This is a genomic window from Paenibacillus sp. FSL E2-0190 (assembly GCF_037992965.1).
Lineage (GTDB): Bacteria > Bacillota > Bacilli > Paenibacillales > Paenibacillaceae > Paenibacillus_AQ > Paenibacillus_AQ odorifer.
Window position 1 is genome coordinate 5,822,956 of sequence record NZ_CP150306.1, and the last position, 24,189, is coordinate 5,847,144.

Below are 24,189 nucleotides of genomic sequence, written 5' to 3' on the forward strand. Positions count from 1 at the left end.
AAAACAGCAGGTCTCCAAATCGGAAACTTGCTGTTTGCTTTGTGTTATTTTGTGTTTGATAGGTTCTTGAAATTAGCGTCTCGCAATCCCCGTCAGCTTGTGAACAATCCATCCAAACATGACTACAACCATCATATCGAAGCACACATTAAACAAGAATAAATGCTTACCGATGTCAGCCCTTCCGTCCCCAAGAATCGGAACCAAGAAGGAGAAAATCCCTATTAGCCCTAGCAGCATCAGCAGCTCGCCGGCAACTTTGCCACGAATATCCCTGCTGCGGAAATACTGGAACAAAGCTCCCGCAAAATACACCAGATAGAATATGGAGAGAAATCCGAGCGTGTGCGGAATATGTTTGTTTTTGAATTGGCTCCATGCACTGTAAGTATAGGATAATGCACCTGCTGGTTTATTCTCGCTTTTCTCATAGTTTCCTAGATAATACGGGCGAATCGCCATGCTGTTACTCGCAGCATATTTCATATTATCTATCAACCGGTCCGGATGCTTCAGATAGAAGAACAATACATCTTTATGAGATACACGGTCATAGAAGTCCGGAACCAGCGAAGGATCATCCTGCTTAATCACTGTATCGGTCTGAAAATAATTTGTACCCGCCAGTACCTCCAGCCGCTCCGGCAATCCGAGATCCTGCAAGTCTCCCTTCACATCCGGCGATTCGTTTAGAATCCCAAAAAACACCGTTTGATACAGATTAATATGCTTAAGATCTTTTGGCGCTGCCACATACAAAACGATGGATACAAGAAAGATGGCAATCGAAAAACGTAACGCCAACTTCCTCCATTTGCCCTCTCCGTCAAGCATCATAAACCGCAAGAAAATCAGTGCAAAGGCAATCCCAATCGGTGCATTCTGGATTTTGGAGGTGACCAGAAACAGAATCGCGATAAAAAATAAGGTTAATCCTTTAGTGGTTGGCTTCTCTTGGCTGGTTAATCTTAATCCTAATGCAAATGTCAGCAGCATAAACACCATCGACACTGGTTCTCCAAACAAGGAGTTGAAATAGGCCACATACCCGATATCGTAAAATACAAATAAGATAGCTGCTCCCAACAGCAGCCCTGTAACATAAGAGCCACGAGCATTATACTTCACCAGCAGCCAAGTTGCCGCCAGTAAAAGAAGCCCATAAACTGCACCCAGCAAACGAACATCAAAAAAGCTGCCATGGATGAGCCCGCCGATCAATCTCGGCACAAGTACTATAAAAATCTGTGAGGATGGATAAAAACCTCTAAATAAATTTTCATACGCAAAACTGGAATGACTAAAATTGAAAAACTGGTCGGCATACGATGCTCCAGTATCATAGTAGTTCAGACCGATGGTATTCATCATACGCAGAAAATCTCCGTTATCGGCAACACCAATAAATGGCCCTACGAATAGCAAATAAATAATGATACCGCAGCCGGCAAGGCCTACGAGATACTCCGGTTTCCAGAACTTTTTCATGATTCCCCCTATCTCTGTGGTAACAGCTTCACATATTCGTCGGACAAATTCATTAGCTTCAAAATATACTCATAATCAGTCTGATATTTTGTGAAATCCGATACTGGCTTAAGCGTATCCAACGACACAGCTTTACCATCAGCAAAATCTTTACCAGGCACATAGAGAATATCATCATTAAAGAAAGAACCAGAAGGCAAATAATACCGCATTCCTAACACATTACGATCAATGTTCAAGAGATCATGACCAAATGCTGTATAACCTTCTTCTTTTAAAGAAACCCCCAATAGGTTAGCTATTGTTGGAAGAATATCCAACTGTCCACCGGTTCTCTCTACTACCTTCCCTTGCTCCATTCCTGGTACATGTACAATCAATGGAATATTAAAGCGACTGATTCGGGAATCGTATGGAATCCCCAGTGCACTTTCCACTTGCTCCGGTGGCACATCCTGCGGCTGCAAGCCAAAATGATCGCCATACATCACCAGCACAGTGTTATCCCACATTCCATTTTTCTTCAAACCCTCTATTAAAGTTCCAATGGCATAATCAGTATAGTTAATAGCAGTCAAATAATCGCCAAGCATCGTGTTTTTTAACTCATCAGGCACTGATATCTTCTTAAAAGAGTCCGGAATTTGGAAGGGATGATGGCTGGACGCCGTCACCATTTGTGCGTAGAAAGGAGTTCCTTTCTTCTGCAGCTCTGCCAATTTCTCGACACCCGTAATATAAAGCTGTTCATCGGAAGCACCAAACGCATTAAAATGATCATTGGTAAAATAATCTTTATCATAATAGCCGTTAAATCCAAGTGCAGGATATAGCTCATTCCGATTCCAAAAGCCCACTTGATTCACGTGAAAGGTGTACGCCTCATATCCTTTATCTCTCAGCAGACGTGGTAGGCTCGGCAGTTCTCTGTCCCCGAATCCAGTGGACATTGCCAAGGTCCCGATTGGATAAATCGACGTGTTGCTCATAAATTCAGCGTCAGAAGTATTGCCCGGACCAATCTGCTGGTAGACATGGGGGAAGTAAAATCCCTCATCTGCCAACTTGTTCAACACTGGAGTCAGCTCTTGACCCTTCAGGGATTGATGCAGCGGGAAGTTTTGGAAAGCTTCCATTTGGATGACAATTACATTTTCGCCCTTTTGCGAGCCAAAATAATCAGGTGCTGTGCCCGCGGCCTTACTACTATAAGGATAGGAAGCTTGCAGTTCATCAATCTTCGCGATGGTATCCTTAATATCTCCGGTTCCAATGAGATTGTTATCTTCCTTGACCTTAATTGCGGCAACGACCTCATAATTCAGGAATCCGGCACTTTCTGCCTGCACAAGCTCATTTGTAATTCCCCGCGCAGAATTGACAGAATTGGCCGATAAGGCAAAACCTCCAAGAATAGCCACCAGAATCACCATCATATGTGCCAATCGTGTGTTCCGGGAGCTGAATCGCTCACGCTCACGCGGATAGGCTTTTCCATGCTTCCATCTGCGGATCAAGACATAGATTGCCATGATCACAAAATCAGCGAAAAATAAATAATCAATAGTCTGTATCGTTGATTCTACGCTTGCCTTCACTTGAAACACCTGATTCAGTTCATATAAAGCCAGATACGTAGGAACAGAACCAAAGTGATTGAAATATACACTGGCTGCGAACAGCAGCAGCGATAATATCCCGTTAAATGTCCAATAGACAGCTGTTCTCACCCGCGAAGGAGTAATGACTGTCAGTATCCCCATGATGAAGAGGACTGGAGCAACATCTGCTGCAATCCACTCCCAAGCAATTCTATCAAAGAACAGCACTCTCAGCAGGAGCAGCTTCAACCATAGCAGCAGGACAACAATATAGAACTGAGCTCGATTCGGCCCGTGCTTTTTCACGTTTTAATCCCCTCTTACCTTTTCATTTGTTCTGATTATGAACTCTATTCATCTTTTCTGTAAAATATCAGATTGTTCTAGTATAACAATACTTACTTTTTTTATCAAAAATGTGCACCTTTCGCTCCCACTACAAATAGGGAAATCCCACGCCTTTTCGGCTGTGGAACCTCCCTATTTAAGCCTATTATGTTATGCCTTTCAATCTAAGACTGGCTTGCTGGCAAATCCTCTTTTACCTTCCAGATCGTTAAATCACTATCATAATATACAGTGATCTCAGGACTGCCAAGCTTATGAAAGGTGAGATTCCCGGGCTCCTGATCTCTTTTAAGCAAGCTATATTCGCTCACATCAGCAACGCTAAATATCTTAGTCAGCAGAGGTGCTGCCTTCTCACGTAGGCGATCCCCATCAATTAGAGACAGCTCCCGGTCTAATACCGTTAGTTGTTTGGGATCTGTTTTATCACTAGCACGAGGATTTGTATCACTAATCTGCTCAATCCTTCTAGTAACAGTATCGAACGTAACCGAAACCTTTGATCCGTATTGCAGCGTAAGCGTATCCTGATCCTTGTCCATAGCCCGAAATACTAAACTAAGCTCTTCACCTCCGTTACCTCTCAACACCTTCAAGGCCTGTTCCCCAGCTTGACGCATCTCTTCTGATACCGCCGAGGCCTCAAGCGTGGCTGATGCGTAATCGAATTCACCATTTACAAATCCGATACGCCATTTCTCCGCCCTAAAGTTATTCTCAATTTTCACGCCAGAATGTTGTGTAACATCATATTCAGCGTATCTGAGCACTTCATAAGCTGAATCATTCGCATAACCCAGTTTGCCCTTGATCTCTTCCGCACGGGTATTCATTTCAGCGTCGATCTCCGCAGCTGTCAGAATCCTACTCATCTTCGTTTGCACCAGTTCTCCTGTCTCATAATTGATCCAGATATATGCGGAGTCCTCACCTTTCTGGTAAGAGTAAAATATCTGCTGTTGCTCCTTAAGCCATTCCCGGTGATCTAGCGGATAAGTCTTTCCAAGTAAACTCTGCATCACCTGATCTGCGTTCCGCTGTAGCTCAGCCTCCGTGAAATGCGACGAAACCTCAGTTTGCGCAGGGTTGCTTGAATCATTACCGAGGAACCTTCCGTTCAGAAAGAATACACCTAAGCCCAACAATACAATAAAACCCGCCACAGCCAACAATTGCACAGGCAGTCTTTTTCCTGAGTAAGATTTCGCTCCCTGTTGATCTTCTTGAATTCGGCGAATGACGTTGTCTGCATGCCTCATAGTAAACTTTTCATTTCCAAAAGGTCCTTTTCGGGCCTGAGCATACCATTCCGGTTTATGATCCTCCATCATTCTACCCCCTTTAATTTGTTCTGAATTTTTTGCCGCGCTCGGTGCAATCTTGATTTTACCGTTCCGTGACTCAAGTTCATCAGTTCAGCTATTTCTTTTATAGAGAGCTCATATTTCAAATCCAGGACCAATATTTCGCGCAGCTTTGGAGACAATGCCATAATTAGATCCCATATCTCACCAATGGACTGATTACCCAAATACTCCATCTCCGCAGATCGGGCTACGCCAAGAGGTTCGATAGTTTTTTCCCGCTGCTTCACATCAACCGTGGACAATGGCTGTACACCACCCCATAAGCCCGAACGAAAAAAGCGCGATTTCCGGTGCGAAAAAACAGTATTCCTGGCAATCGTAAGCAACCATGCTTTAAATGAAGAATTCCCCCGGTACGTTCCAATCCGGTAATAACATTTAATGAATACTTCTTGAGCCAGATCATCGGCTTGTTCAGAATTTTTGGTAAGATAATAGATATAATTCCATATATCCTCTCCGTAACGGCTCATGATTTCTCTTAGTTGCTGTTCATTCATCGTCTCGCTATGCTGAAGACCTTCCAGTTCCAATTAGCTTCACCTCACTTAATACGACCTCATAAAAGGCACTTTAGTTCCCTTATGTTCATATTTTCTCATAAAAAAACAGGGGGTCCAGTGATGATCCCCTGCGAATGATAAGATATCCGAATCCGAATCGACCTTTCCCCTCAAACGATCGAGGTATGCGTGAGTAATCTTTTAATAGAACGGTTAGCTTCATTTAGTACAATTTCTTTATCCACAGTCTTTAGCAAACCTCTTTCCATCACGATCTCCCCGTCGATTATCGTTGTCTCCACATCTGCCCGCGTAGCGGAATATACAATTCTAGAGATGGGATCTACGTCGTAAGAGGGGAAGGTATGAAAATTGTAGAGATTCAGGAGCACTAGATCTGCTTTTTTGCCTACCTCGATACTCCCGATCTTATCCTCCATCCCTACGGCCTTCGCCCCACCAATAGTAGCCATACGGAATACACTGCGGGCATCCATGGTTGTGGGTCCGTGATGAGGCTTTTGAATAATCGCCGCCAATCGCATCTCATTAAACATATCCAGATTGTTATTGCATGGAGCGCCATCCGCTCCCAGACTAAGAGAAACATGCTCATGAAGCATCCCTGGTGTGTCGGCAATTCCGGAGGCCAATTTCAGATTGGAACCCGGGCAATGACTTACATGCACCCCTCGATCCCGCAAAATCCGCCGCTCCTCAGCATCCAGCCACACGCAATGCGCCAATATAAGCCGTTCATTGGCTAATCCTAGATGGTCCAGATAGACGATGTTACGCATGCCAGTCATGGCCTGCACAATCTCAATTTCCCCTAAATTCTCAGACGCATGAGTATGCACCTTCACATGGTATCTTGCGGACAGATCCCGCACCTCGGTTAATAAAGGCTCTGTACAGGAAATCACAAAACGTGGAGAAAATGCATACTGAATCCGGCCGTTTCCATAACCATTCCATTTTTCCAGTAGATCGACACTTTCCTGCAAAGAAGATGCGGTATCCTCCTGCAGCGCCTCAGGCACATCTCCCCCTTTTTGATCCATCATCACCTTGCCGGACAAGGCCCGGATTCCACTTTTAGCTATAGCCTGAAACGCAAAATCCGTATGATGGACAGTCTCCATATCCACAATCGTCGTCGTGCCGCTGGTGATCAGTTCGCCGATGCCAAGCATAGCCGAATAATAAAGGGATTCTTCATCATGCGCGGCCTCTAATGGCCAGATTCGTTTGCGCAGCCAATCCATCAGCTCCAGATCGTCCCCTTTACCTCGGAATAACGTCTGGCATAAATGAATATGAGTCTGGATAAAACCCGGAATCAATGTACGGTTCGTAGCATCAATGATCTGCTCGTCGCCCTGCGGGATAAGGCCAGTGCCGATTTCAACAATGAGATCATCCTTAATCCGGACATCCCCGTGTATAATTCCCTCTTGCTTGTTCATCGTAATGATTTCGGCATTTTTGATCAAAATATTCCCCATAGCCCTTCTCCCCCTCATTGAGTTAATTCCAGCACAACTTCACGCTTGTAACACAAAAAGGCCACAAAAATATGCCTGAGCATATTTTCGTAGCCAGAAATTTACGGTTCCCGGTAGAGACCCTTAAACCAATTATTAAGGATATACGAAAAAAAGACTATTCAGTTGTAATTTGAATAGTCCAATAATAATCTAAAGACAGGTTATATGTCAATATACATGACATATAAAATTGATTTCGTTTTATTAATACTGTTTCATAAAAGTGATTTAGTATTTTATGTTATGTTAAATAACATAATTCGATTTATGATCACGATTATTCTGTTTGAAGAAAATTTCGATCACGATACCCTGTACTTTGCGTCAGATTTACTGTCAGAAAAACATAAAAAATAAGCTATCCAAGAGCTATTTCATGGCTTAAGAGACAGCCGTTTCGTTCGATTAGGTCGACCATTTCGGACAGTATCTCTGCTTACTCTAACGCGTTGTGCTAAACCGCTGCCTGCATATAGCGCGGTATGGTGGACTGGTCAGAGCCCGAAAGTGTACGTCTAGCTCTATTCATCTAACTGACCTATGCCGACCCTACTGCTACTCAACTGCTACTTCTGCACTGCTTCGGCTTCTTGTATTTCTCCCCTACGCCTACTCCACTGCTTCTGCACTCCTACATTCTCCTTGCGCCCACTCCACTGCTACGTCTACTGATACTGCTTCTACTACTGCCCCTACACTACTCTTATTTCTGCACTTCTACGTTCCCCTTGCGCCTATTACACTGCTACGTCTACTGCTTCTGCTACGTCTACTGCTACAACAACTACAACTACAGCTCCTACTATACTCCTACTTCTGCACCTTTACTTTCTCCCTGCGCCTACTCCACTGCTACTTCTACTGCTTCTGCTACTACTGTCCCTACACTACTTCTACTTCTGCACATCTATGTTCCCCTTGCGACTATTACACTGCTACATCTACTGCTTCTGCTACTACTACTGTCCCTACACTACTCTTATTTCTGCACTGCTACGTCTACATCTACATCTACATCTACTTCTGCTTCTGCTTCTACTGCTCTCGCTACGTCCACACCACTGGTGAGTCATAATCCTCCATGCTTTCGGACCCAGATGACACTATTTGCACATTTATCGCCTTTGGAGCAGGGTTTCGGACTCCAGTGACGCTATTCCCTCGTTACAGGCCCATATGCAGTGTGTTTTATAGCAATAGCTTCGCTGGAGTCCGATAGCATCCCAAATGTGGGAAAATTCCACGTTTAAGGTCATCTGGGTCCGATAGTGTCGAGTCATACTCTGCCACTGATGCTTTCGGACCCAGCTGACGCTATTTACACATTTTCGCTTATTGATCAGTATTTCGGACTCCAATGACGCTATTTGCACACTTATCGCCTTTTGAGCAGGGTTTCGGACTCCAATGACGCTTTTTTGCAAATTCATCGCCTTTTGAGCAGGGTTTCGGACTCCAATGACGCTTTTTTGCAAATTCATCGCCTTTTGAGCAGGGTTTCCGTAAGCGCAAATGCTACCTAATCAAACAAAGTTTTTGTTTAGAGAAAGGTGTTATTTTCACGAAAAAAGAGGATATCCCAGCAGCCATTTGATGGCTCTGAGATATCCTCTGGTTCTCTTGCTATGTTAAGCTTCCGAATTTCCGTGCTTTTCTAGAACCTTCTCGAACACCGGAAAATTAGCGGTGCGCCCCGGAAAAGTTACTTCACCCCTGCGATCATAACCTAACTTGGGATATAGGGCGAGTGCCCCAGTGTTCTTAGCATATGTATCCAGACGGATACTGGAATAACCATTCTGGCGAGCATATTCTTCTGCATAAGTGCTAAGACGGCGCGCAATTCCCTTCCCTTGCACTTCGGGATGCACAGCCAATCTATGCATAATTAAATGAGGCCCTTGCGTTTCTGTCCAGTCAATCTTCCCATACTGCTCGGATTGGTGCTCGTCCAACACTAGAATGCCGGCCACCGCATTGTTCTCCTCACATACCCATAGATTGCCACGTTCAATATCAAGGGAGATGATCTCCCGGTTCGGATAATGCTCGTCCCACTGATCGCTGCCACCTGCTTGCATCACCTGTACGCATTTGGCAATCAGCTCCATAATTTCATCAATCTCATCTTTGCGTGCTCTGCGAATCTCAGTACCCATGAATCATCCCTGCCTTCATCTTAACCTCATATTATTTTCACTTTCATTATGAAGTTTATCACATCGGCAGCGCAGCAAACCAGTCCGCACGAAAACCCCAAGACCCGCTCACGGACGGAGCGGATCTTGTCATCTGTGTCTCCTAGCTGAATTCCAGCTTATGCCCGTCCTCGAAGCCCTTGGCGAAACCGGCGTCGAACCCCACGTTGTATGCTTCGGTGTAGCCCTGTTGAAAGGCGTCTGCCGGAGGCGTTTCCGGCGAAACGCCCAGCTCCGGGGGGAGCGGAATTACCTGTGGAGCAGGCGGAGCCTCGCTCACGGGTACCACAATCACCGGTGGCTGCGCAACCCTTACTTTACGAACAAGCTTGCGACGAAGTCTTCTTTTCTTGCGTAGCAATAGGCCTTTCTTTGACTTCCCATAACGAGCAGTTTTCCGGGCAAGAACTCTGCGGGATTTACGGGCTAGCCCTTTACGAACTTTTGCTTTCCGCGAGAGCAGCAATGTGCGTCTACGGGTTCTGCCTGAACGTAGCGTTCTGCGGCTTTTTTTCTTCATGCTTCTACTCCTCCTGTGCTCCATGTTCTCTGGAGGTTCCTACGGCGTATGCCTTGCTCAGCCATGGCGCAGCAGGAATTCCCCGTTTAGGACGATGTAGTGAAATCCCGGACATCATCCGGCACATCGCACTCTGATACCCACTTAAAATCCTGATATTGTCGCTCAATTTGCGGGCCGTCAACTCAGATTGCTCCGTCAATTCGGCGATGCTCTCCAAGATGGCCGCCAAAGCAGCCTGACTGCGCGAAATGGAGCGAATCATCTCCAGCTTGACGGCATGTTCAGAGAGACGGTCCCCGCTCATTTGCTGTCTTCTCCAAAACTAAAGCCATCACCTGACATGTCTCCAAAACCTTCCCCGCCACCATCGTCTTCACCACTGCCCAGCACTGCTTTTAAATTGCTGTAGAGTCCGTTCTCCAGTTTGGTCAGCCCTTCGACCATCTCCACGATGACCTCGTGTATAGAGAGGGACTCCTTCAGTTGCTCACTGTGGGAATCAAAGGCTCTAGCGTGGATATGATGCTGTGCCCACTGCTTTACCTTTTCAGCTTCAACCGCCTTAGCTTCCAGAATCAACGCAACGTTCCACTGGATGGCGGCGGTGGACTCCAGCATTTGCAGATAAGCCTTTTCTCTGCTCATCTTCCGCCTCCTGCTCCTATAGCGTTACTCTTCTTCTTGACCGTTCAATTCCTTAATCACTCTGCCTACCCCATCAGCCATCGCTTCTTCCAGATCTGCAAGTGCATTCAAGTAAGCAATAATGTTCTTGTTTACCTGAGTTGAGCTTTCGATCATCCCGCTGATCCCATCAAAATCAGGCTCCGCATCTGGCAGATCGTGGACAATTTGCGACATACGGACAGCCACATGGCGCTCAGCGTCTAGAATCCGCGCCATCTGTTCGTGCGTATGGGCCATGTGCTGCAGGACTTTAGTTATTTTACTCTGCACCTTCATGTCTCCTTTGCTCAAACGCCCTGCTACAGCATATGCGGCAGGAGCCGGGACGGTGCCGGGATCCTCGACAAGTTAAGGCTCTATTCGTGACTGGAATGACATAAAAATTACGTTATTGCTAAGTACATTTAAAAGGATTAAAATGTGAAATGCACAATCCTGAGTTTACCAAAGGTTGGTGGGGAATATATGAAGCTTGAAAGCAAGCGTATCGATCTAATACCTTTAACTGCCCCAGAGCTCACGCTAGCAATAGATAACTATTCGGAGCTACAGCAGCAATTAGGCTTAGCTGCCATCAGTGCGGCGCTTGATGATGAAATGCAATATGCTATGCAGATCAGGCTAAAAAAGGTGCAGCAGGACCCCGACCATTACCTATGGTTAACGAACTGGGCCATCATCCATCGGGAAGATCAATGTATTATAGGATTCATTATCCTTAAAGGTTACCCGAATGAGAAAGGCGAGGTTATTCTAGGGTATGGGATTGATGAGAAATATAGAAGAAAAGGGTATGCAACAGAGGCACTACACACAATTAATGCATGGATCTTCTCCCATCCCCAAGCTGTCTATGTAATCGCTGACACTGAAAAAGATAATACAGCCTCCCACAAAGTATTGGAGCGTCTAGGCTCTGAGAGATACAAAGAAACTGAGGATTTAATCTGGTGGAGGATTTCTAACCCCCGAGCTCTCTGAGTAACGCGTGATTCCAAAGCCCTTGCGGCTATCTATAGCAGGATTACAACAAAAAAAGCACTGCCTTATGGCAGTGCATCCTTTAACTTTTCCCCCGCCTCGTGTAAAGACTGGAACGTCCCCGCATCACTCCACCAATCCTTAAGCACATCATAACTAAGTCTGCGATCAGCGGCGTATATATTATTTACATCGGTAATCTCCAGCTCCCCCCTCTTGGAAGGCGATACCCGCCGGATGATATCAAATACAGCTTCATCGTACATATAAATACCAGTTACACAATAATTGGTCTTCGGATGCTCAGGCTTTTCTTCGATATAAGCAATCCATGCCGCATCTTGACTATCAAACACAGGTACACCGTATCTGCGCGCGTCCTCCACCGGCTTCAGCAACACCTTTGCAGTGCCCGCCGGCTGACGAAGATAACTCTCCACATAAGGCTTCAGATCATCCATAAAAAGATTATCCCCGAGCAATACAACAAATCGTTCCCCTGGGAAAATGAACCCTTCTGCTAAATCAAGCGCCTCGGCAATGCCTCCGGCAGCTTCCTGAATTTTATAGGTCAGAGATACACCAAATGCAGCACCGCTGCCTAAAAAATCCGTGTATAATCCAGCAGACTGCTTGCTTATGACCAGAAGAATGTCGGTAATTCCTCCCCGGCGAAGCCGGTCTATGCCGTAACAGACCATAGGATATTTGCCGACCGGAAGCAAATGTTTGTTCATAAGCCGGGTCAGCGGTTGAAGTCTAGATCCTGTTCCGCCCGCCAGTATGACTCCTTTCACTTACTTTCCTCCTCTTTATCTACGTCCTTTGCCTTCGGATCTGCACTTCATATAAAATTAATAGGATCTACATTCCATTTATCTATAAAGATCTTGCGATTTCGTTCCACCAGTTCTTGCAGTCCGGTATTGTAAACTTGCTTGAAACTTGCACTTCCTTCATGGTGCACCAAGCAATCCCCGGCGATAAGCAGCCGATATCCCTTTATCCTGGCGCGATAACAATAATCATCATCTTCGTAATGTCCAGGTGAGAATCTCTCATCCAGTAGACCTACGGAAGTTAGCAGCTCTCTTTTGAATAAAAAACATAATCCTACCAGCCGTCTCGTCTCCAGCCATTTCTGGGGATTTGGAAGGTTCGCCCTCTCAGCAGCCTGATGAAAACCTATCAGACCTTCATAATCGGTCTTCACCTGTTGACGTCCACTGGCATAGTTTGTGACTGGTCCAACAATACCTACATCAGGAGCACTATATAGAGCCCTCTTCAGATTAGTTAACCATCCTTGAGACACCACTACATCGTTATTCAGCAGCAGGACTTCATCACCTGACGCTAGCTGTAGCCCCAAATTGCATGCAGTTGGAAAGCCGCGATTGTCTGGCAATGAAATAAACGTTATATGATTCGCACGGCAATAGGTGTCTGTTCCGTCCGTTGAAGCATTGTCCACTACGATAATCTCATAAGGCGGCGGAGTGTAGGCACGAATAGATTCCACACAGGCCCGCAGCAAGGGCAGCGCATTGTAGGTTGGAATAATAATACTCGTCAGCGTCATATCCGATTCCTCCAAGCGGCTACCTGTCTGCGGTACTCACGCTGTGTTTCACTACTTAGCAGACCGCCAGCTTTTCGCCGGGAAAGAACCTCATGTAGAGCCTCAGCATGATCTCCTATGATCAGTTTTTCCACAGCATTTCCAACCCCTGTATTTGCCTTGCGCAGCCGATTATGTTTAATAACATTTACCGTTCCTACCTTCTCCACCCGTAACTTTTCTAATACAGAGCGAGCTTGGGCTTTAGGTGGAACCATTAATTCACGGTAGCCTATGGTCTCAAGCGCATGCCGCGAAAGCGCATGAGGAACAGCTGTCATAGAGCTAACCCCGAGATCGTACCTATCCAGAGCATAATTCAGAAACAGTTTGCTGCGGGTGACATCATCACATAATCCAAAGGAAGGCATCAGTGAGTCTAAATCATTAAGAGCTACATCAATTCCGCGATCTACAGCCGCCGTGAATGAAACGAGCTGAGAGGCCGGAATGACCATATCTCCATCCAGAAAAAGCAATATATCCCCGCGACTCAGCTTTGCACCGATAGCCCGGCCCACATCATGTCCGACAGACTCTGGGCAGTGTACTACAATGGCTTGACGATGTTGTCTAGAAATAGGAAAAGAGTTATCACTGCAGCCATTAAGTACGACGATAATTTCTGCAGGTTCAAGCCGTGCAACCTGATGCAGCAGACGTGACAAGGTCTGCTCCTCATTACGCGCGGAGATAATGACTGACAAAGTCCCGCGTAACTTCGGTAATTTCAGAGTCTCCTTGCCTGCCTTCGATTGCCGAGACAGAAGCGGGCGAGCAGCAGCGTTGGCTTTTACAGAGCGATTGGCTGACCTGTGACGGATTGGGCGTTTCTTTGCCGTTCGAGCTGCTGTGCCTCGTAAAGTTGCAACCATCATCTCACCATCTCTCTGCGCCGGGCTCCGTCGCCAAAGCCCGCTCTGTTCCCCCGATGTTCCAGCAAGAGGGATACAGCCTCCATATGATCCGCTGTAATTAACTGCTGCAATGGATCTATGCCGTCTTCCTTGCGTCTCACCGCATTTAACTTCCCTACAGGTACTTTGTGAGCGGCTACCACTTGCAGTCCACTAAGAATTGCCTGGGCATGCGCCAGTGGAGGACGTGATAATGAATCGCACCCTAGAATATCAAGTGCTCTGCGGCTGATTGCGTGCGGAACTGCCGTCATCGAACATCCCTTCAGATCTGGACGGCCAAGCAGAATATTCAGTGCATGTTTAGACAGCACCACCGGATGGGGGGACAGCTTCCGGACCGGACCGGAATAATCATTAAGCGCTATGTCCACTCCACCACTAACAGCAGTGACGTAAGGACGCAGCCCCGAAGCAGGTATCACCAAATCTCCATCTGTAAACAATAGGATTTCTCCCTTGGCTGCCTCAGCTCCCACACTACGGCCAGCGTCGTGTCCAAGCGGCAACTCATAGGAAATAACACGCGCACCTAGCGATTGTGCAATCCCTGCCGTTTGATCAGTGGATCCATTCACGACCACAATTACCTCGCAGCGCGGATGGACCCCTCTGGCTCCAGATATCACTCCCGCAATGGTCTGAGCTTCATTCATGGCTGGAATAATAACCGAAACATAGGGATTAGGATGGTTAACTATAGGGACTACAGCGACTTGCCGCACTGGGCGTGAAGTCCGCCGCTTCATCCGAGAGACCCGCCGCCCTGTGCGGCGGGCAGAAGTTCGTTTGGGCTTCATGCTCATCCACCTTCCTTACAGAGCCAATTCTTCAGGCTGAGGGTTACATCACAGTTTATGTACTACAACGCACAGGGTAACGGCAATTGTCTCCTGTCGTTCTGAAAACAGGACAAATGTACTCCCCACCAAACTTCGGCTTAGATACATTGCGCATAGCCAGCTGCCGCGGACACAACCTGCGGCGGTAACGAACGCAGTAACGCAGCAGGGGGATTAGGTTAGGACGCTATCGGACACAGCCGAATCCGCATCAGGTAATTGTACTTTAGCGCTATCGGACACAACCGAATCCACAACGGATGATTATACTTTTGCGCTATCGGACACAACCGAATCCATAACGGATGATTATACTTTTGCACTATCGGACACAACCGAATCTGCAGCGGATGATTATACTTTGGCGCTATCGGACACAGTTGCTCCTATTCGCCGCATTATCACACTTTTAGATTATTAACGGACTCCATAGCAGCTATTGGCATCAAAAGAACCCAATAAGGCTCTATTTCTATACAATAGCGTCACTAGAGTCCGAAACCAGCCTCAAAAGACAACAAACCTGCAAATAACGCCATTTGGGTCCGTAAGTAGTAGCAGATGTTTAGAGTACCAGGCTATCGGACAGAACCGCAGCCACAGCGATTGATTAAACCCGGCGATGCTGACAAGTACCGTTCCCCACCAAAAAAACAGAGCAGCGATCTCCAATAAGGAGATTCGCTGCTCTGCTGTTTTTAAGAGGAATTGCTTAAGGTTCAATCAAATACACGATCATCTGCTGCCGGTTTAGCTAAGGGAGCACCTATAGCAATCCAAGAGATAACCCCATAGAAATGCGGAGTTTCGCGCAACCGCACCACTTGAATCACTGCTTCTCCATTGGCTCTGCTCTTTAAGGAAGCATAGAAGTAAGGCTGATTGGTCATGGCAACAAGCACATAACCCGTATGCCCAAAGCTCTCATCAAACGATACGGTCACCTCTACACTCTCTGCATCCCCATTGAACATAAATGCTGTCATTCCAAACTGCTGTAGTGCTTCTCGCTTCCCAGCTGTCTGAATCGGACTGAAGGACAGATGATCTGTATTTACAGAGTTCGGTGCCAGATGAGTCCCGTTTACTGCACCTGGGGAAATATGATATTCCTGAACACTTTCTTCTTCCAGATGGCGGGCTTGAATCGCAAACGAAGAGATTTTGGATGCTACTACTGCTTCATCCTGAAGCTCTGTTGTCCCTACTGCACCTTCTGTCAGATGAGCGGACTCGATGCTGCCTTCCTTCAGCTTAGCTCCGTTGATACTGCCATCCGGGAGCAGGGCTGAGCTGCGTGTTTCATCCGCAAGATGCTCTAATTTGATGATGCCAGGCTGCAAATGCCGATCTGCCACGATCTTGTCAGCAAGATGCTCTCCGTAAACACTCCATGGTTGTAAATGTGAAGAACTCACGGAGCCTTCAGCGAGTTTTTCTTCCGTAATGCTGCCATCCGGCAACAAATCCGCACTGCGTACCTCTTCTGCCAAATGCTTCAGGGTGATGCTGTCCGATCGAATATGGCGGCCATCCACCGCATCCCCGGCCAAATGACCTCCAGAGACGCTGCCTTGGGCTAAATGGAAAGACTGAATCGTCGCAACTTCAATCTTCTCGCCTGTAATACTGCCTTCCGGCAATAAATCAGCGCTGCGCACTTCTTCTGCCAAATGATTCAGAGTAATGCTTCCAGCACGGATATGGCGGCTATCTACCGCATTCCCCCCTAAGTGTCCCCCATAGACACTGCCAGGAGCCAAATGGTAGGCAGTAATAGATCCACCCTCCAACTTTTTACCGGTAATGCTGCCATCCGGCAGTAACTCGGAGCTGCGTACCTCATCCGCTAGATGTGCTAGCTTGATCTCACCTTTTCCAATATGGAGACCTTCTACTGCAGACGGACTCAAATGAGTTCTATCCACACTTCCAGGCACTAGATGAATTGCTTCTACGGAGGCTTCCGCCAGCTTCTCCCCAGTAATGCTTCCGTCTGGCAGCAGTTCGGAGCTGCGTACCTCATCCGCCAGATGCGCTAGCTTGATCTCACCTTTTCCAATATGGCGTCCTTCTATTGCAGACGGACTCAGATGAGTTCCCTCCACGCTTTCAGGTACAAGGTGATTTGAATTTATGGATGCTTCCGCCAGTTTCTCCCCAGTAATGCTACCGTCTGGCAGCAAATTGGAGCTGCGTGTTTCTTCGGCCAAATGAGCCAGCGTGATCTCACCATATCGGATATGACGTCCTTCTATTGTGTCCGGACTCAAATGACTGCCATCTACGCTTCCAGGCACCAGATGATTAGAATTTACGGATTCTTCCGCCAACTTCTCCCGAGTGATGCTACCGTCTGGCAGCAAGTCAGCGCTACGTGTTTCTTCGGCCAGATGAGCTAACGTAATCTCACCTTTTCCAATATGGCGTCCTTCGACAGAACCTGAGCTTAGATGAACGCCTTCCACACTGCCAGGTACTAGATGATTTGAATTTACGGAAGCATGTGCCAGCTTTACTCCAGAAATACTACCGTCTGGCAGCAATTTAGAGCTACGTGTTTCTTTTGCCAAATGAGCCAGCGTGATCTCACCGTATCGGATATGACGTCCTTCAACTGTGTCTGGGCCTAAATGGCTGCCATCCACACTGCCAGGCACTAGATGTATAGAACTTACGGATTCTTCCGCCAGCTTCTCTCTAGTAATGCTACCGTCTGGCAGCAGATCAGCGCTTCGGGTTTCATCGGCAAGATGAGCTAAGGTAATCTCACCTTTTCCAATATGACGTCCTTCGACGGAACCTGAACTTAGATGTCCGCCTTCCACACTTCCAAACACTAAATGAATAGAATCTACGGATGCTCCCGCCAGCTTCTTCCCGGTAATACTGCCTTCAGGCAGCAAGTCGGAGGTATATGCATCTGCAGCCAGATGAGCAAGCGTGACCTCACCCGGTAGGATATGTCGACCTTCTACAGAACCCGAGTTCAAATGGCTTCCGTTCACACTTCCAGGCAGGAGATGGTTGGAATCTACCGATCCTTCTGCCAGCTTCTCCCCAGTTATGCAGCCGTCTGGCAGCAATTCAGAGCTACGTACCTCTTCCGCCAGATGAGCCAGCGTGATCTCACCCGGTAGGATATGACGGCCTTCAATCGTATCGTTACACAGATGGCTGCCGTCTACACTACCAGGTGAAAGATGCTGAGAATCCACGGCACCTTTTACCAGCTTAGAGCTATTAATACTGCCCTCTTGGATTTGAACTGCAGAAATAGAATTCGGAAGGATATGACCATTCCCGATAGACAACGGCCGGATATGCGCCCCACTGACACTGCCAGGATTCAAATGTCTACTTTGAACAGCACTTTCGCTTATGGTTTTCGAACTTACAGCATTTACCGACAAATGCTCAGCTTGAACTGCTGACGCCGCCAGTTTACTGGATTCTATGCTGCCGTCTGCAAGCTTAGCCGAAGTGACTGCTAAATCACTGATTTTATCCGTTGAGACACTTTCCGGTGAAAGCTTCAACGAGGTTACTGCATGATCGGCCAGATGATGAGGCTGCACGGCTCCTGCTGCCAGGTGAATTTCTCTCACCGCAGCGGAAGCCAGCTTATCTCCTGAAACTGAGCCCGATTGAATCGCAGCGGAAGTCACACTATTTTCACCAAGATGTCTTCGTTCCACGGCTCCCGTGGCCAAATGATCCTTATTTACCACAGCATCCTGCAATACACGGCCGCTCACACTGGCATCCGCCAGATGTTTTTCCTCCACTGTACAAAAAGCGATATGTTCGCCACTGACTACTTCACGCGCAATCGTGCTGCCAATCACTGCACCTGCTGCCAGCTTAGCTGCATTTACACTTCCATCTGCCAACTTGGCTGAAGTAACGCTCTGTGCACGAAGATGCTCCCCACCCACAGATTCTGAAGCCAGCTGTTCTCCAGTCACAGCACCGGAAGATAAATGTTGAGTCTGAATAGCTTCTTCCTTGAGCTGCTCCGAGCCGACCGCTTCCGCAGCTATATGCGAATGATTCACTGCTTCGCGTTCCAGATGAATAGAAGTTATGGCTTGCATAGCAATTTGCGGTCCGCGGATGGCGGATTTAGCAATATGTCTTGTGGTCACTGCTTCGTCTGCCAGCTTATGTGGGAGAATGCTTTGGTCAGCAATTTTGGACGAGGTTACCGCTTGCTCCACTAACTGCGCAGTCCCTACTGCACCCTCAGCCAGCTTTAAAAAAGAGATGCTGCGGTCAGCCAAATGCCGACTCGATATTTCGCCATCACCGATATGATTACCATTCACACTTTCTGGGCTTAAATGGATGCTTCTCACGACATCTGCACCAAGTTGCTTGGAGCCTATGGCTCCATCAGCTAAATGTCCGCCTTCGATAATACCCGTCTGCAGCTGTTCCTTACCGATCAATTTGCTGGCAAGCTGATCAGAACCAATCGCTCCCGGGGCCAGATGTCTGGCGGTTATCAAAGCGTCGCTAAGATGGCGGCCTTCAATGACAGCATCCGCTAGCTTTGAGCTGCTGATTTCACCATCAGCTATTTTATCGCCAGATACCGCTGCATCGGCCAGCTTGGAACGGTCAACACTGCCGTTTGCTAGGTGGCGGCTTGTGATGCTGCTGCTTCCTATTTTGTCACTAGTAACGGCTCCATCTTCCAGTAAATCCGCAGTAATAATCAAATCGCTTAAATGGCGGCTCTCAATAGCTTTATCTGCAATTTGACCGCCGCCTATAATCCGATCAGCCAGCTTCTCTGGACTAATACTGCCATTTTTCAGCTTCTCACCACTGATCGAATGATCCAGCAGCTTACCGCCACTAACGCTTCCTTCTGCTAAATGCTCGCCCACTATCGATTCTGGTGCGATTTTTGCAGAAGTGACTGCCTTGTCCGCGATATTGATACTCTGTACAGCGTAATCTTGCAGCCAAGGTGTACCAATAATGCCGAACTTTAGCTTAGAACCGTCAATGGTACGTGGAGCGATTTTGGCTCCGGTCACCGCTGCATCCGAAAGATCATCTGTATAAACGGGCTGAAAACGTTCTTTCTCTGGAGGAGCGAACCATACGGTTTCAGGAAGATTATCCGCCTGTTTCTGAAGCTGTGCTTCCTCTATAAGCTCCGGCTCCAATTGTAGAACTGGAGCAGAAATTGGCTCCTCTAGAACGACTTCAGCTATTGCTCCCCCACTTACCTGAACTTCCGCGATCTCTGCTTCACTGACTCCGTCACTGTTATTCCCCGAGCTTCTAGAGCTGCTTTTGGTATCCAGCATACTCAGTTCCTCTTTATTGGGATTATCTACAAAATAGAGTCGTTTCTGTGGACTGCGCGGCTGCTTTTTTTTGGAACCCCTCACAAGCAGTCTCCTCCTTCCATCTAATGTTTCTCCTAGGCATCATATGCAGCGGTATGGGCTTATGACACCCTTTTGCGATGAGGCCTTCATAAGATTATGTATAAAAAAAGGCATCTGCCTTCGCGCATTCGTCCACCCTGACACGCGGGTACAAACATACTATGACAAGAGTAGAAAAAGCAGGGATCATGTAACCGATGAAACAGGAGGAACAAACATGGGGCATAAGCTCGTTGGAATATTACTAAATGCCGATATGCACCGGGGCGTTCCCCGGCTAAAAACAGGACAGGAGTCTCTATCCAACTATGAAGAGGCCGCGGCGGCATACGGTTTAGTCCCTTGCTTCCTGAAGCTCGCGGACATCGATACGGACACAGGCTTTAGTGCCGCCTATATAAAGGGAGCTAATGGATATAAAAGCGTAGTTGTTCCTACGCCTGCTGTTATCCATAACCGGGCAATATACAGCAAAAACAGCCCTGGGATGCAGCGTCTGCTGAAGCACTATCCCCTGATTTTCAATACATGTAATCGATACGGCAAAGATGAGATCCATCAGCTGCTTGAAAAAAATACGGAGCTTCGCGAATATTTACCCGTAACAACGAGAGTCTCAGGCCTAAAAGAAATGATGAATCTTTATCCCGATCTCATTCTTAAACCTTGCCGTGGAAGTATAGGGAATGGGGTCATGCGGCTGGTCCGCAAGGGAGCTCAGCGTTGGACCTTGAGCTACCTCTCCCCTTCGATGCAGCGTTGGAGAAGTATTCCCGTTAATCCGGCGGCGTTGCCACAAGCGCTCCGCGCACGCCTAACCTCCGTGCCTTATCTTGTACAAGAACGTATTCCCCTTGCTGAGATTGGAGGACGTCCCTTTGATCTACGCGTCACCGTTCAGCGCGGCTGGGGAGGAGATTGGCAGGTCACTGGGCTCTTCGCCAAACTGGCTGCCCCAGGGGGCTTTGTCTCCAATATAGCCCGCGGAGGAGAAGCGTTAAGCTCCTCCCTGGCGCTCGAAAAAGCCTTTTCAAGATCCACAGCGGCCCACATCCGTATGTCTGTCGAAATACTTAGCCTTGCAATCGCGCGGTGTCTGGAGCAACACCTTCCCGGACTGGCCGATATCGGACTGGATATAGGCATTACTAAGGACGGACGACTCTTCTTCATAGAATGTAACGGTCGCGACCAACGCTACGGATTTCATAAAGCCGGCCTTACGGAAATTTGGAAAGACAGCTATCGCAGACCTATGGGATATGCGCGTTTTTTAATAGAAACGAACAGTACGGTATATAACAGTTATTGATTTGTCTCCTATTCTATGTCAATATAATGCAGAGCAGAGACGACCCGTATACAACCGTACTGCTGCATTATGGAAGGGAGATGGGCATGGTAAAACAATTGCTACGGCTGATGACCGAGCTATCCTCACACCGGTGGCTTTCACGGTTAATGGGATCTTTTTCTCATAGTAGAATCAGCCGTTTTCTTATCCCGGCATTTATTAAGACTTATCAAATCCCCTCCGCTCAAGCGGAGAAAAATCCTGGAGAATATCTCACTCTTAATGAGTTTTTCAGCCGCCGGCTGAAGCCGGGCATGCGGCCTATTGCAACCGACGCTGACGCTTTGGTTAGTCCCGTAGACGCAACGATTACTGCTATGGGTGACATTAACGCCGGTACGATTATGAATGTAAAAGGGCAGGATTATAAGATCGAGGATCTCCTTAATCACTCCCCGCATCTGGAGCTGTACAAGAAGGGTTTTTTCTTCGTTCTTTATTTGAGTCCTACCGATTATCACCGGATTCACTCTCCCCTTACTGGACAAAAGGTGGAGAGCGATTATATTCGCGGACGGGCCTATCCTGTCAACGATTTCGGAATGCGACATATGAAGGGTGTCCTGAACCGCAACGAACGTCTCATTACGTATATTGCCGGGAGTCACGGAGAAACCGCGGTAGTAAAGGTAGGCGCAATGAACGTCAGCAGTATTCGTTATACGGATGATACCGCTGCCGAGTGGCAAATAGGCGATGATCTGGCTTATTTTGAGTTTGGCTCCACCGTAGTGCTGCTCACGGAAAGCGGTACCTTTACCCCGAGACCCAAGCTTGAGGTCAACTCAAAGGTAAAAATGGGCGAACTACTGGGAACGTTGCATCGACCTTTGTAGGGAGATTTAGGCGAATTTCAAAAAAAATTAGAGGGTGCCTCAAAAGCCATGAAATGGCTGCTGGGGTGCCCTCTAATTTTGGGGACTTCGTGTGGAGCACAGTTGCGGAGGCGAACGCTCTAGCTATCGTCCAACTATCACCTACCTATCGCTAGCCAACGTATACATATCGTCTAGCCATCGTACACCTATCGCTAGCTATCGGACCCAGCTGACCTTATACGCGGCTTTTTCGCACATTTGCGATTCTATCGGACTCCACCGCAGCTATTGGCATGAAAGACACCCTATTTGCGCTAGATCTTAGGCAATAGCGGCGCTGGAGTCCGAAAATCCGCTCAAATGGCGATAAATGGGCAAATAGCGGCGGCTGAGTCCGTAAGCATTTGCAGAGCGTTGGGGGAGGTTGCTCGAGCGTTAGTTGAGGGCTAGTCGAGTGTTAGTTGAGGGCTGGTTGAGGGCTGGTTGAGGGCTGGTTGAGAGCTGGTGGAAGGTGTGCGCTCGCCGCTATCGGACCCAGCTGACCTTATACGCGGCTTTTTCACACATTTGCGATTCTATCGGACTCCACCGCAGCTATTGGCATGAAAAACGCCATATTAGAGTCGATTCTCGGGCAATAGCGACGCTGGAGTCCGAAACTCCGCCCAAATGGCGATAAATGGGCAGATAGCGGCGGCTGAGTCCGTAAGCATTTGCAGAGCTTTGGTCGAGGCTGGTCGAGCGTTAGTGTAGACTAGTCGAGTGTTAGTTGAGGGCTGGTTGAGGGCTGGTTGAGGGCTGGTCGAGAGCTGGTGGAAGGTGTGTGCTCGCCGCTATCGGACCCAGCTGACCTTATACGCGGTTTTTTGACACATTTGCGATTCTATCGGACTCCACCGCAGCTATTGGCATGAAAAACACCCTATTTGCGCTAGATCTTAGGCAATAGCGGCGCTGGAGTCCGAAACTCCGCCCAAATGGCGATAAATGGGCAGATAGCGGCTGCTGAGTCCGTAAGCATTTGCAGAGCTTTGGTCGAGGCTGGTCGAGCGTTAGTGTAGACTAGTCGAGTGTTAGTTGAGGGCTGGTTGAGGGCTGGTCGAGAGCTGGTGGAAGGTGTGCGCTCGCCGCTATCGGACCCAGCTGACCTTATACGCGGATTTTTGACACATTTGCGATTCTATCGGACTCCACCGCAGCTATTGGTATGAAAAACACCCTATTTGCGCTAGATCTTAGGCAATAGCGGCGCTGGAGTCCGAAAATCCGCTCAAATGGCGATAAATGGGCAAATAGCGGCTGCTGAGTCCGTAAGCATTTGCAGAGCGTTGGTGGAGGTTGGTCGAAAGTTAGTTAAGGGCTAGTCGAGCGTTAGTCGAGCGTTAGTCGAGCGTTAGTCGAGCGTTAGTCGAGCGTTAGTCGAGCGTTAGTCGAGCGTTAGTCGAGCGTTAGTCGAGCGTTAGTCGAGCGTTAGTCGAGCGTTAGTCGAGCGTTAGTCGAGCGTTAGTCGAGCGTTAGTCGAGCGTTAGTCGAGCGTTAGTCGAGCGTTAGTCGAGCGTTAGTCGAGCGTTAGTCGAGCGTTAGTCGAGCGTTAGTCGAGCGTTAGTCGAGCGTTAGTCGAGCGTTAGTCGAGCGTTAGTCGAGCGTTAGTCGAGCGTTAGTCGAGCGTTAGTCGAGCGTTAGTCGAGCGTTAGTCGAGGGCTAGTCGAGCGTTAGTCGAGCGTTAGTGGAGGGCTAGTCGAGCGTTAGTTAAGGGCTGGCCGAGCGTTAGTTAAGGGCTGGCCGAGCGTTAGTGGAAGGCTGGTGGAGCATTGGTCAGGATCTACGGAGAGTTGGTGGAACGTTAGCATTCAACGCTATCGGACCCAGCTGACCTTAAACGCGCCATTTTCGCACATTTGATTGGTCACAAACACACTAATAACAAAAAGGACAGCCCCAAGGCTGTCCTTTTATCTTTTCATGTAACCCACCTATTACACC

General features: G+C 47.8%; 18 protein-coding genes and 1 riboswitch. Of the genes, 3 read left to right on the forward strand and 15 right to left on the reverse strand.

Translation table 11 applies throughout. The features are described 5' to 3' along the window. Positions 1 to 72: 72 nt before the first annotated feature. The 10 genes from NST25_RS25585 to NST25_RS25630 form a co-directional block, all read right to left on the reverse strand. The gene (locus NST25_RS25585) at positions 73 to 1,488 is read right to left on the reverse strand and encodes a hypothetical protein (protein ID WP_076302431.1); all 1,416 of its coding nucleotides are present in this window, start codon (positions 1,486 to 1,488) and stop codon (positions 73 to 75) included. An 8-nt stretch (positions 1,489 to 1,496) separates the two neighbouring features. Further along, positions 1,497 to 3,395: an LTA synthase family protein gene (locus tag NST25_RS25590; RefSeq protein ID WP_339188373.1), complete on the reverse strand. Its 1,899-nt coding sequence runs from the start codon at positions 3,393 to 3,395 to the stop codon at positions 1,497 to 1,499. 206 nt (positions 3,396 to 3,601) lie between these two features. Continuing rightward, the gene (locus tag NST25_RS25595; protein WP_340392751.1) at positions 3,602 to 4,768 is read right to left on the reverse strand and encodes a hypothetical protein; all 1,167 of its coding nucleotides are present in this window, start codon (positions 4,766 to 4,768) and stop codon (positions 3,602 to 3,604) included. Then, complete coding sequence (locus NST25_RS25600) at positions 4,765 to 5,337, reverse strand: RNA polymerase sigma factor (RefSeq protein ID WP_076272754.1); 573 nt, start codon at positions 5,335 to 5,337, stop codon at positions 4,765 to 4,767. The genes NST25_RS25595 and NST25_RS25600 overlap by 4 nt, the downstream gene beginning before the upstream one ends. 140 nt (positions 5,338 to 5,477) lie before the next feature. Then, positions 5,478 to 6,815, reverse strand: coding sequence for a 5'-deoxyadenosine deaminase (locus NST25_RS25605; protein ID WP_340392754.1), 1,338 nt, complete (start codon positions 6,813 to 6,815; stop codon positions 5,478 to 5,480). Positions 6,816 to 6,885: 70 nt separating this feature from the next. Next, positions 6,886 to 6,984: riboswitch (purine riboswitch) on the reverse strand. 1,501 nt (positions 6,985 to 8,485) lie between these two features. Then, a complete protein-coding gene (locus tag NST25_RS25610; RefSeq protein WP_076179672.1) occupies positions 8,486 to 9,016 on the reverse strand; it encodes a GNAT family N-acetyltransferase in 531 nt (176 codons plus the stop codon). A gap of 142 nt (positions 9,017 to 9,158) precedes the next feature. Continuing rightward, positions 9,159 to 9,599 carry a hypothetical protein gene (locus NST25_RS25615; RefSeq protein ID WP_139330222.1) on the reverse strand — a complete coding sequence of 147 codons (441 nt, stop codon included), beginning with the start codon at positions 9,597 to 9,599 and terminating at the stop codon, positions 9,159 to 9,161. Continuing rightward, positions 9,580 to 9,882, reverse strand: coding sequence for a hypothetical protein (locus NST25_RS25620; RefSeq protein WP_051491084.1), 303 nt, complete (start codon positions 9,880 to 9,882; stop codon positions 9,580 to 9,582). The genes NST25_RS25615 and NST25_RS25620 overlap by 20 nt, the downstream gene beginning before the upstream one ends. Then, positions 9,879 to 10,223, reverse strand: a complete 345-nt coding sequence (locus tag NST25_RS25625) for a hypothetical protein (RefSeq protein ID WP_036679724.1) — start codon at positions 10,221 to 10,223, stop codon at positions 9,879 to 9,881. Before NST25_RS25625 ends, NST25_RS25620 begins: the two co-directional genes overlap by 4 nt. A 24-nt stretch (positions 10,224 to 10,247) precedes the next feature. Next, positions 10,248 to 10,535 carry a hypothetical protein gene (locus NST25_RS25630; RefSeq protein WP_036679726.1) on the reverse strand — a complete coding sequence of 96 codons (288 nt, stop codon included), beginning with the start codon at positions 10,533 to 10,535 and terminating at the stop codon, positions 10,248 to 10,250. 195 nt (positions 10,536 to 10,730) lie between these two features. Between NST25_RS25630 and NST25_RS25635 the strand changes: the two genes are divergently transcribed. Beyond that, entirely contained in the window at positions 10,731 to 11,246 is a 516-nt protein-coding gene (locus tag NST25_RS25635) for a GNAT family N-acetyltransferase (protein ID WP_076278183.1), read from the forward strand. Positions 11,247 to 11,311: 65 nt separating this feature from the next. Here NST25_RS25635 and NST25_RS25640 read toward each other — a convergent pair whose 3' ends face one another. From NST25_RS25640 to NST25_RS25660, 5 genes are all read right to left on the reverse strand, one after another. Further along, a complete protein-coding gene (locus NST25_RS25640; protein WP_076130445.1) occupies positions 11,312 to 12,043 on the reverse strand; it encodes a sugar phosphate nucleotidyltransferase in 732 nt (243 codons plus the stop codon). A 47-nt stretch (positions 12,044 to 12,090) separates the two neighbouring features. Beyond that, the gene (locus tag NST25_RS25645) at positions 12,091 to 12,828 is read right to left on the reverse strand and encodes a glycosyltransferase family 2 protein (RefSeq protein WP_076142551.1); all 738 of its coding nucleotides are present in this window, start codon (positions 12,826 to 12,828) and stop codon (positions 12,091 to 12,093) included. Next, complete coding sequence (locus tag NST25_RS25650) at positions 12,825 to 13,745, reverse strand: glycosyltransferase (RefSeq protein WP_111505479.1); 921 nt, start codon at positions 13,743 to 13,745, stop codon at positions 12,825 to 12,827. The genes NST25_RS25645 and NST25_RS25650 overlap by 4 nt, the downstream gene beginning before the upstream one ends. Further along, positions 13,742 to 14,584 (reverse strand): glycosyltransferase, encoded by an 843-nt coding sequence (locus NST25_RS25655; RefSeq protein ID WP_256717266.1) that lies wholly within the window; start codon positions 14,582 to 14,584, stop codon positions 13,742 to 13,744. Before NST25_RS25655 ends, NST25_RS25650 begins: the two co-directional genes overlap by 4 nt. A 761-nt stretch (positions 14,585 to 15,345) precedes the next feature. After that, positions 15,346 to 20,034 (reverse strand): WIAG-tail domain, encoded by a 4,689-nt coding sequence (locus NST25_RS25660; RefSeq protein WP_340392760.1) that lies wholly within the window; start codon positions 20,032 to 20,034, stop codon positions 15,346 to 15,348. A 217-nt stretch (positions 20,035 to 20,251) separates the two neighbouring features. On the opposite strand from NST25_RS25660, the gene NST25_RS25665 reads away from it, so the two are divergent. Then, positions 20,252 to 21,346, forward strand: coding sequence for a YheC/YheD family protein (locus tag NST25_RS25665; protein ID WP_076187139.1), 1,095 nt, complete (start codon positions 20,252 to 20,254; stop codon positions 21,344 to 21,346). 86 nt (positions 21,347 to 21,432) lie between these two features. Next, positions 21,433 to 22,224: an archaetidylserine decarboxylase gene (asd, locus tag NST25_RS25670; RefSeq protein ID WP_076130450.1), complete on the forward strand. Its 792-nt coding sequence runs from the start codon at positions 21,433 to 21,435 to the stop codon at positions 22,222 to 22,224. Positions 22,225 to 24,189 lie beyond the last annotated feature (1,965 nt).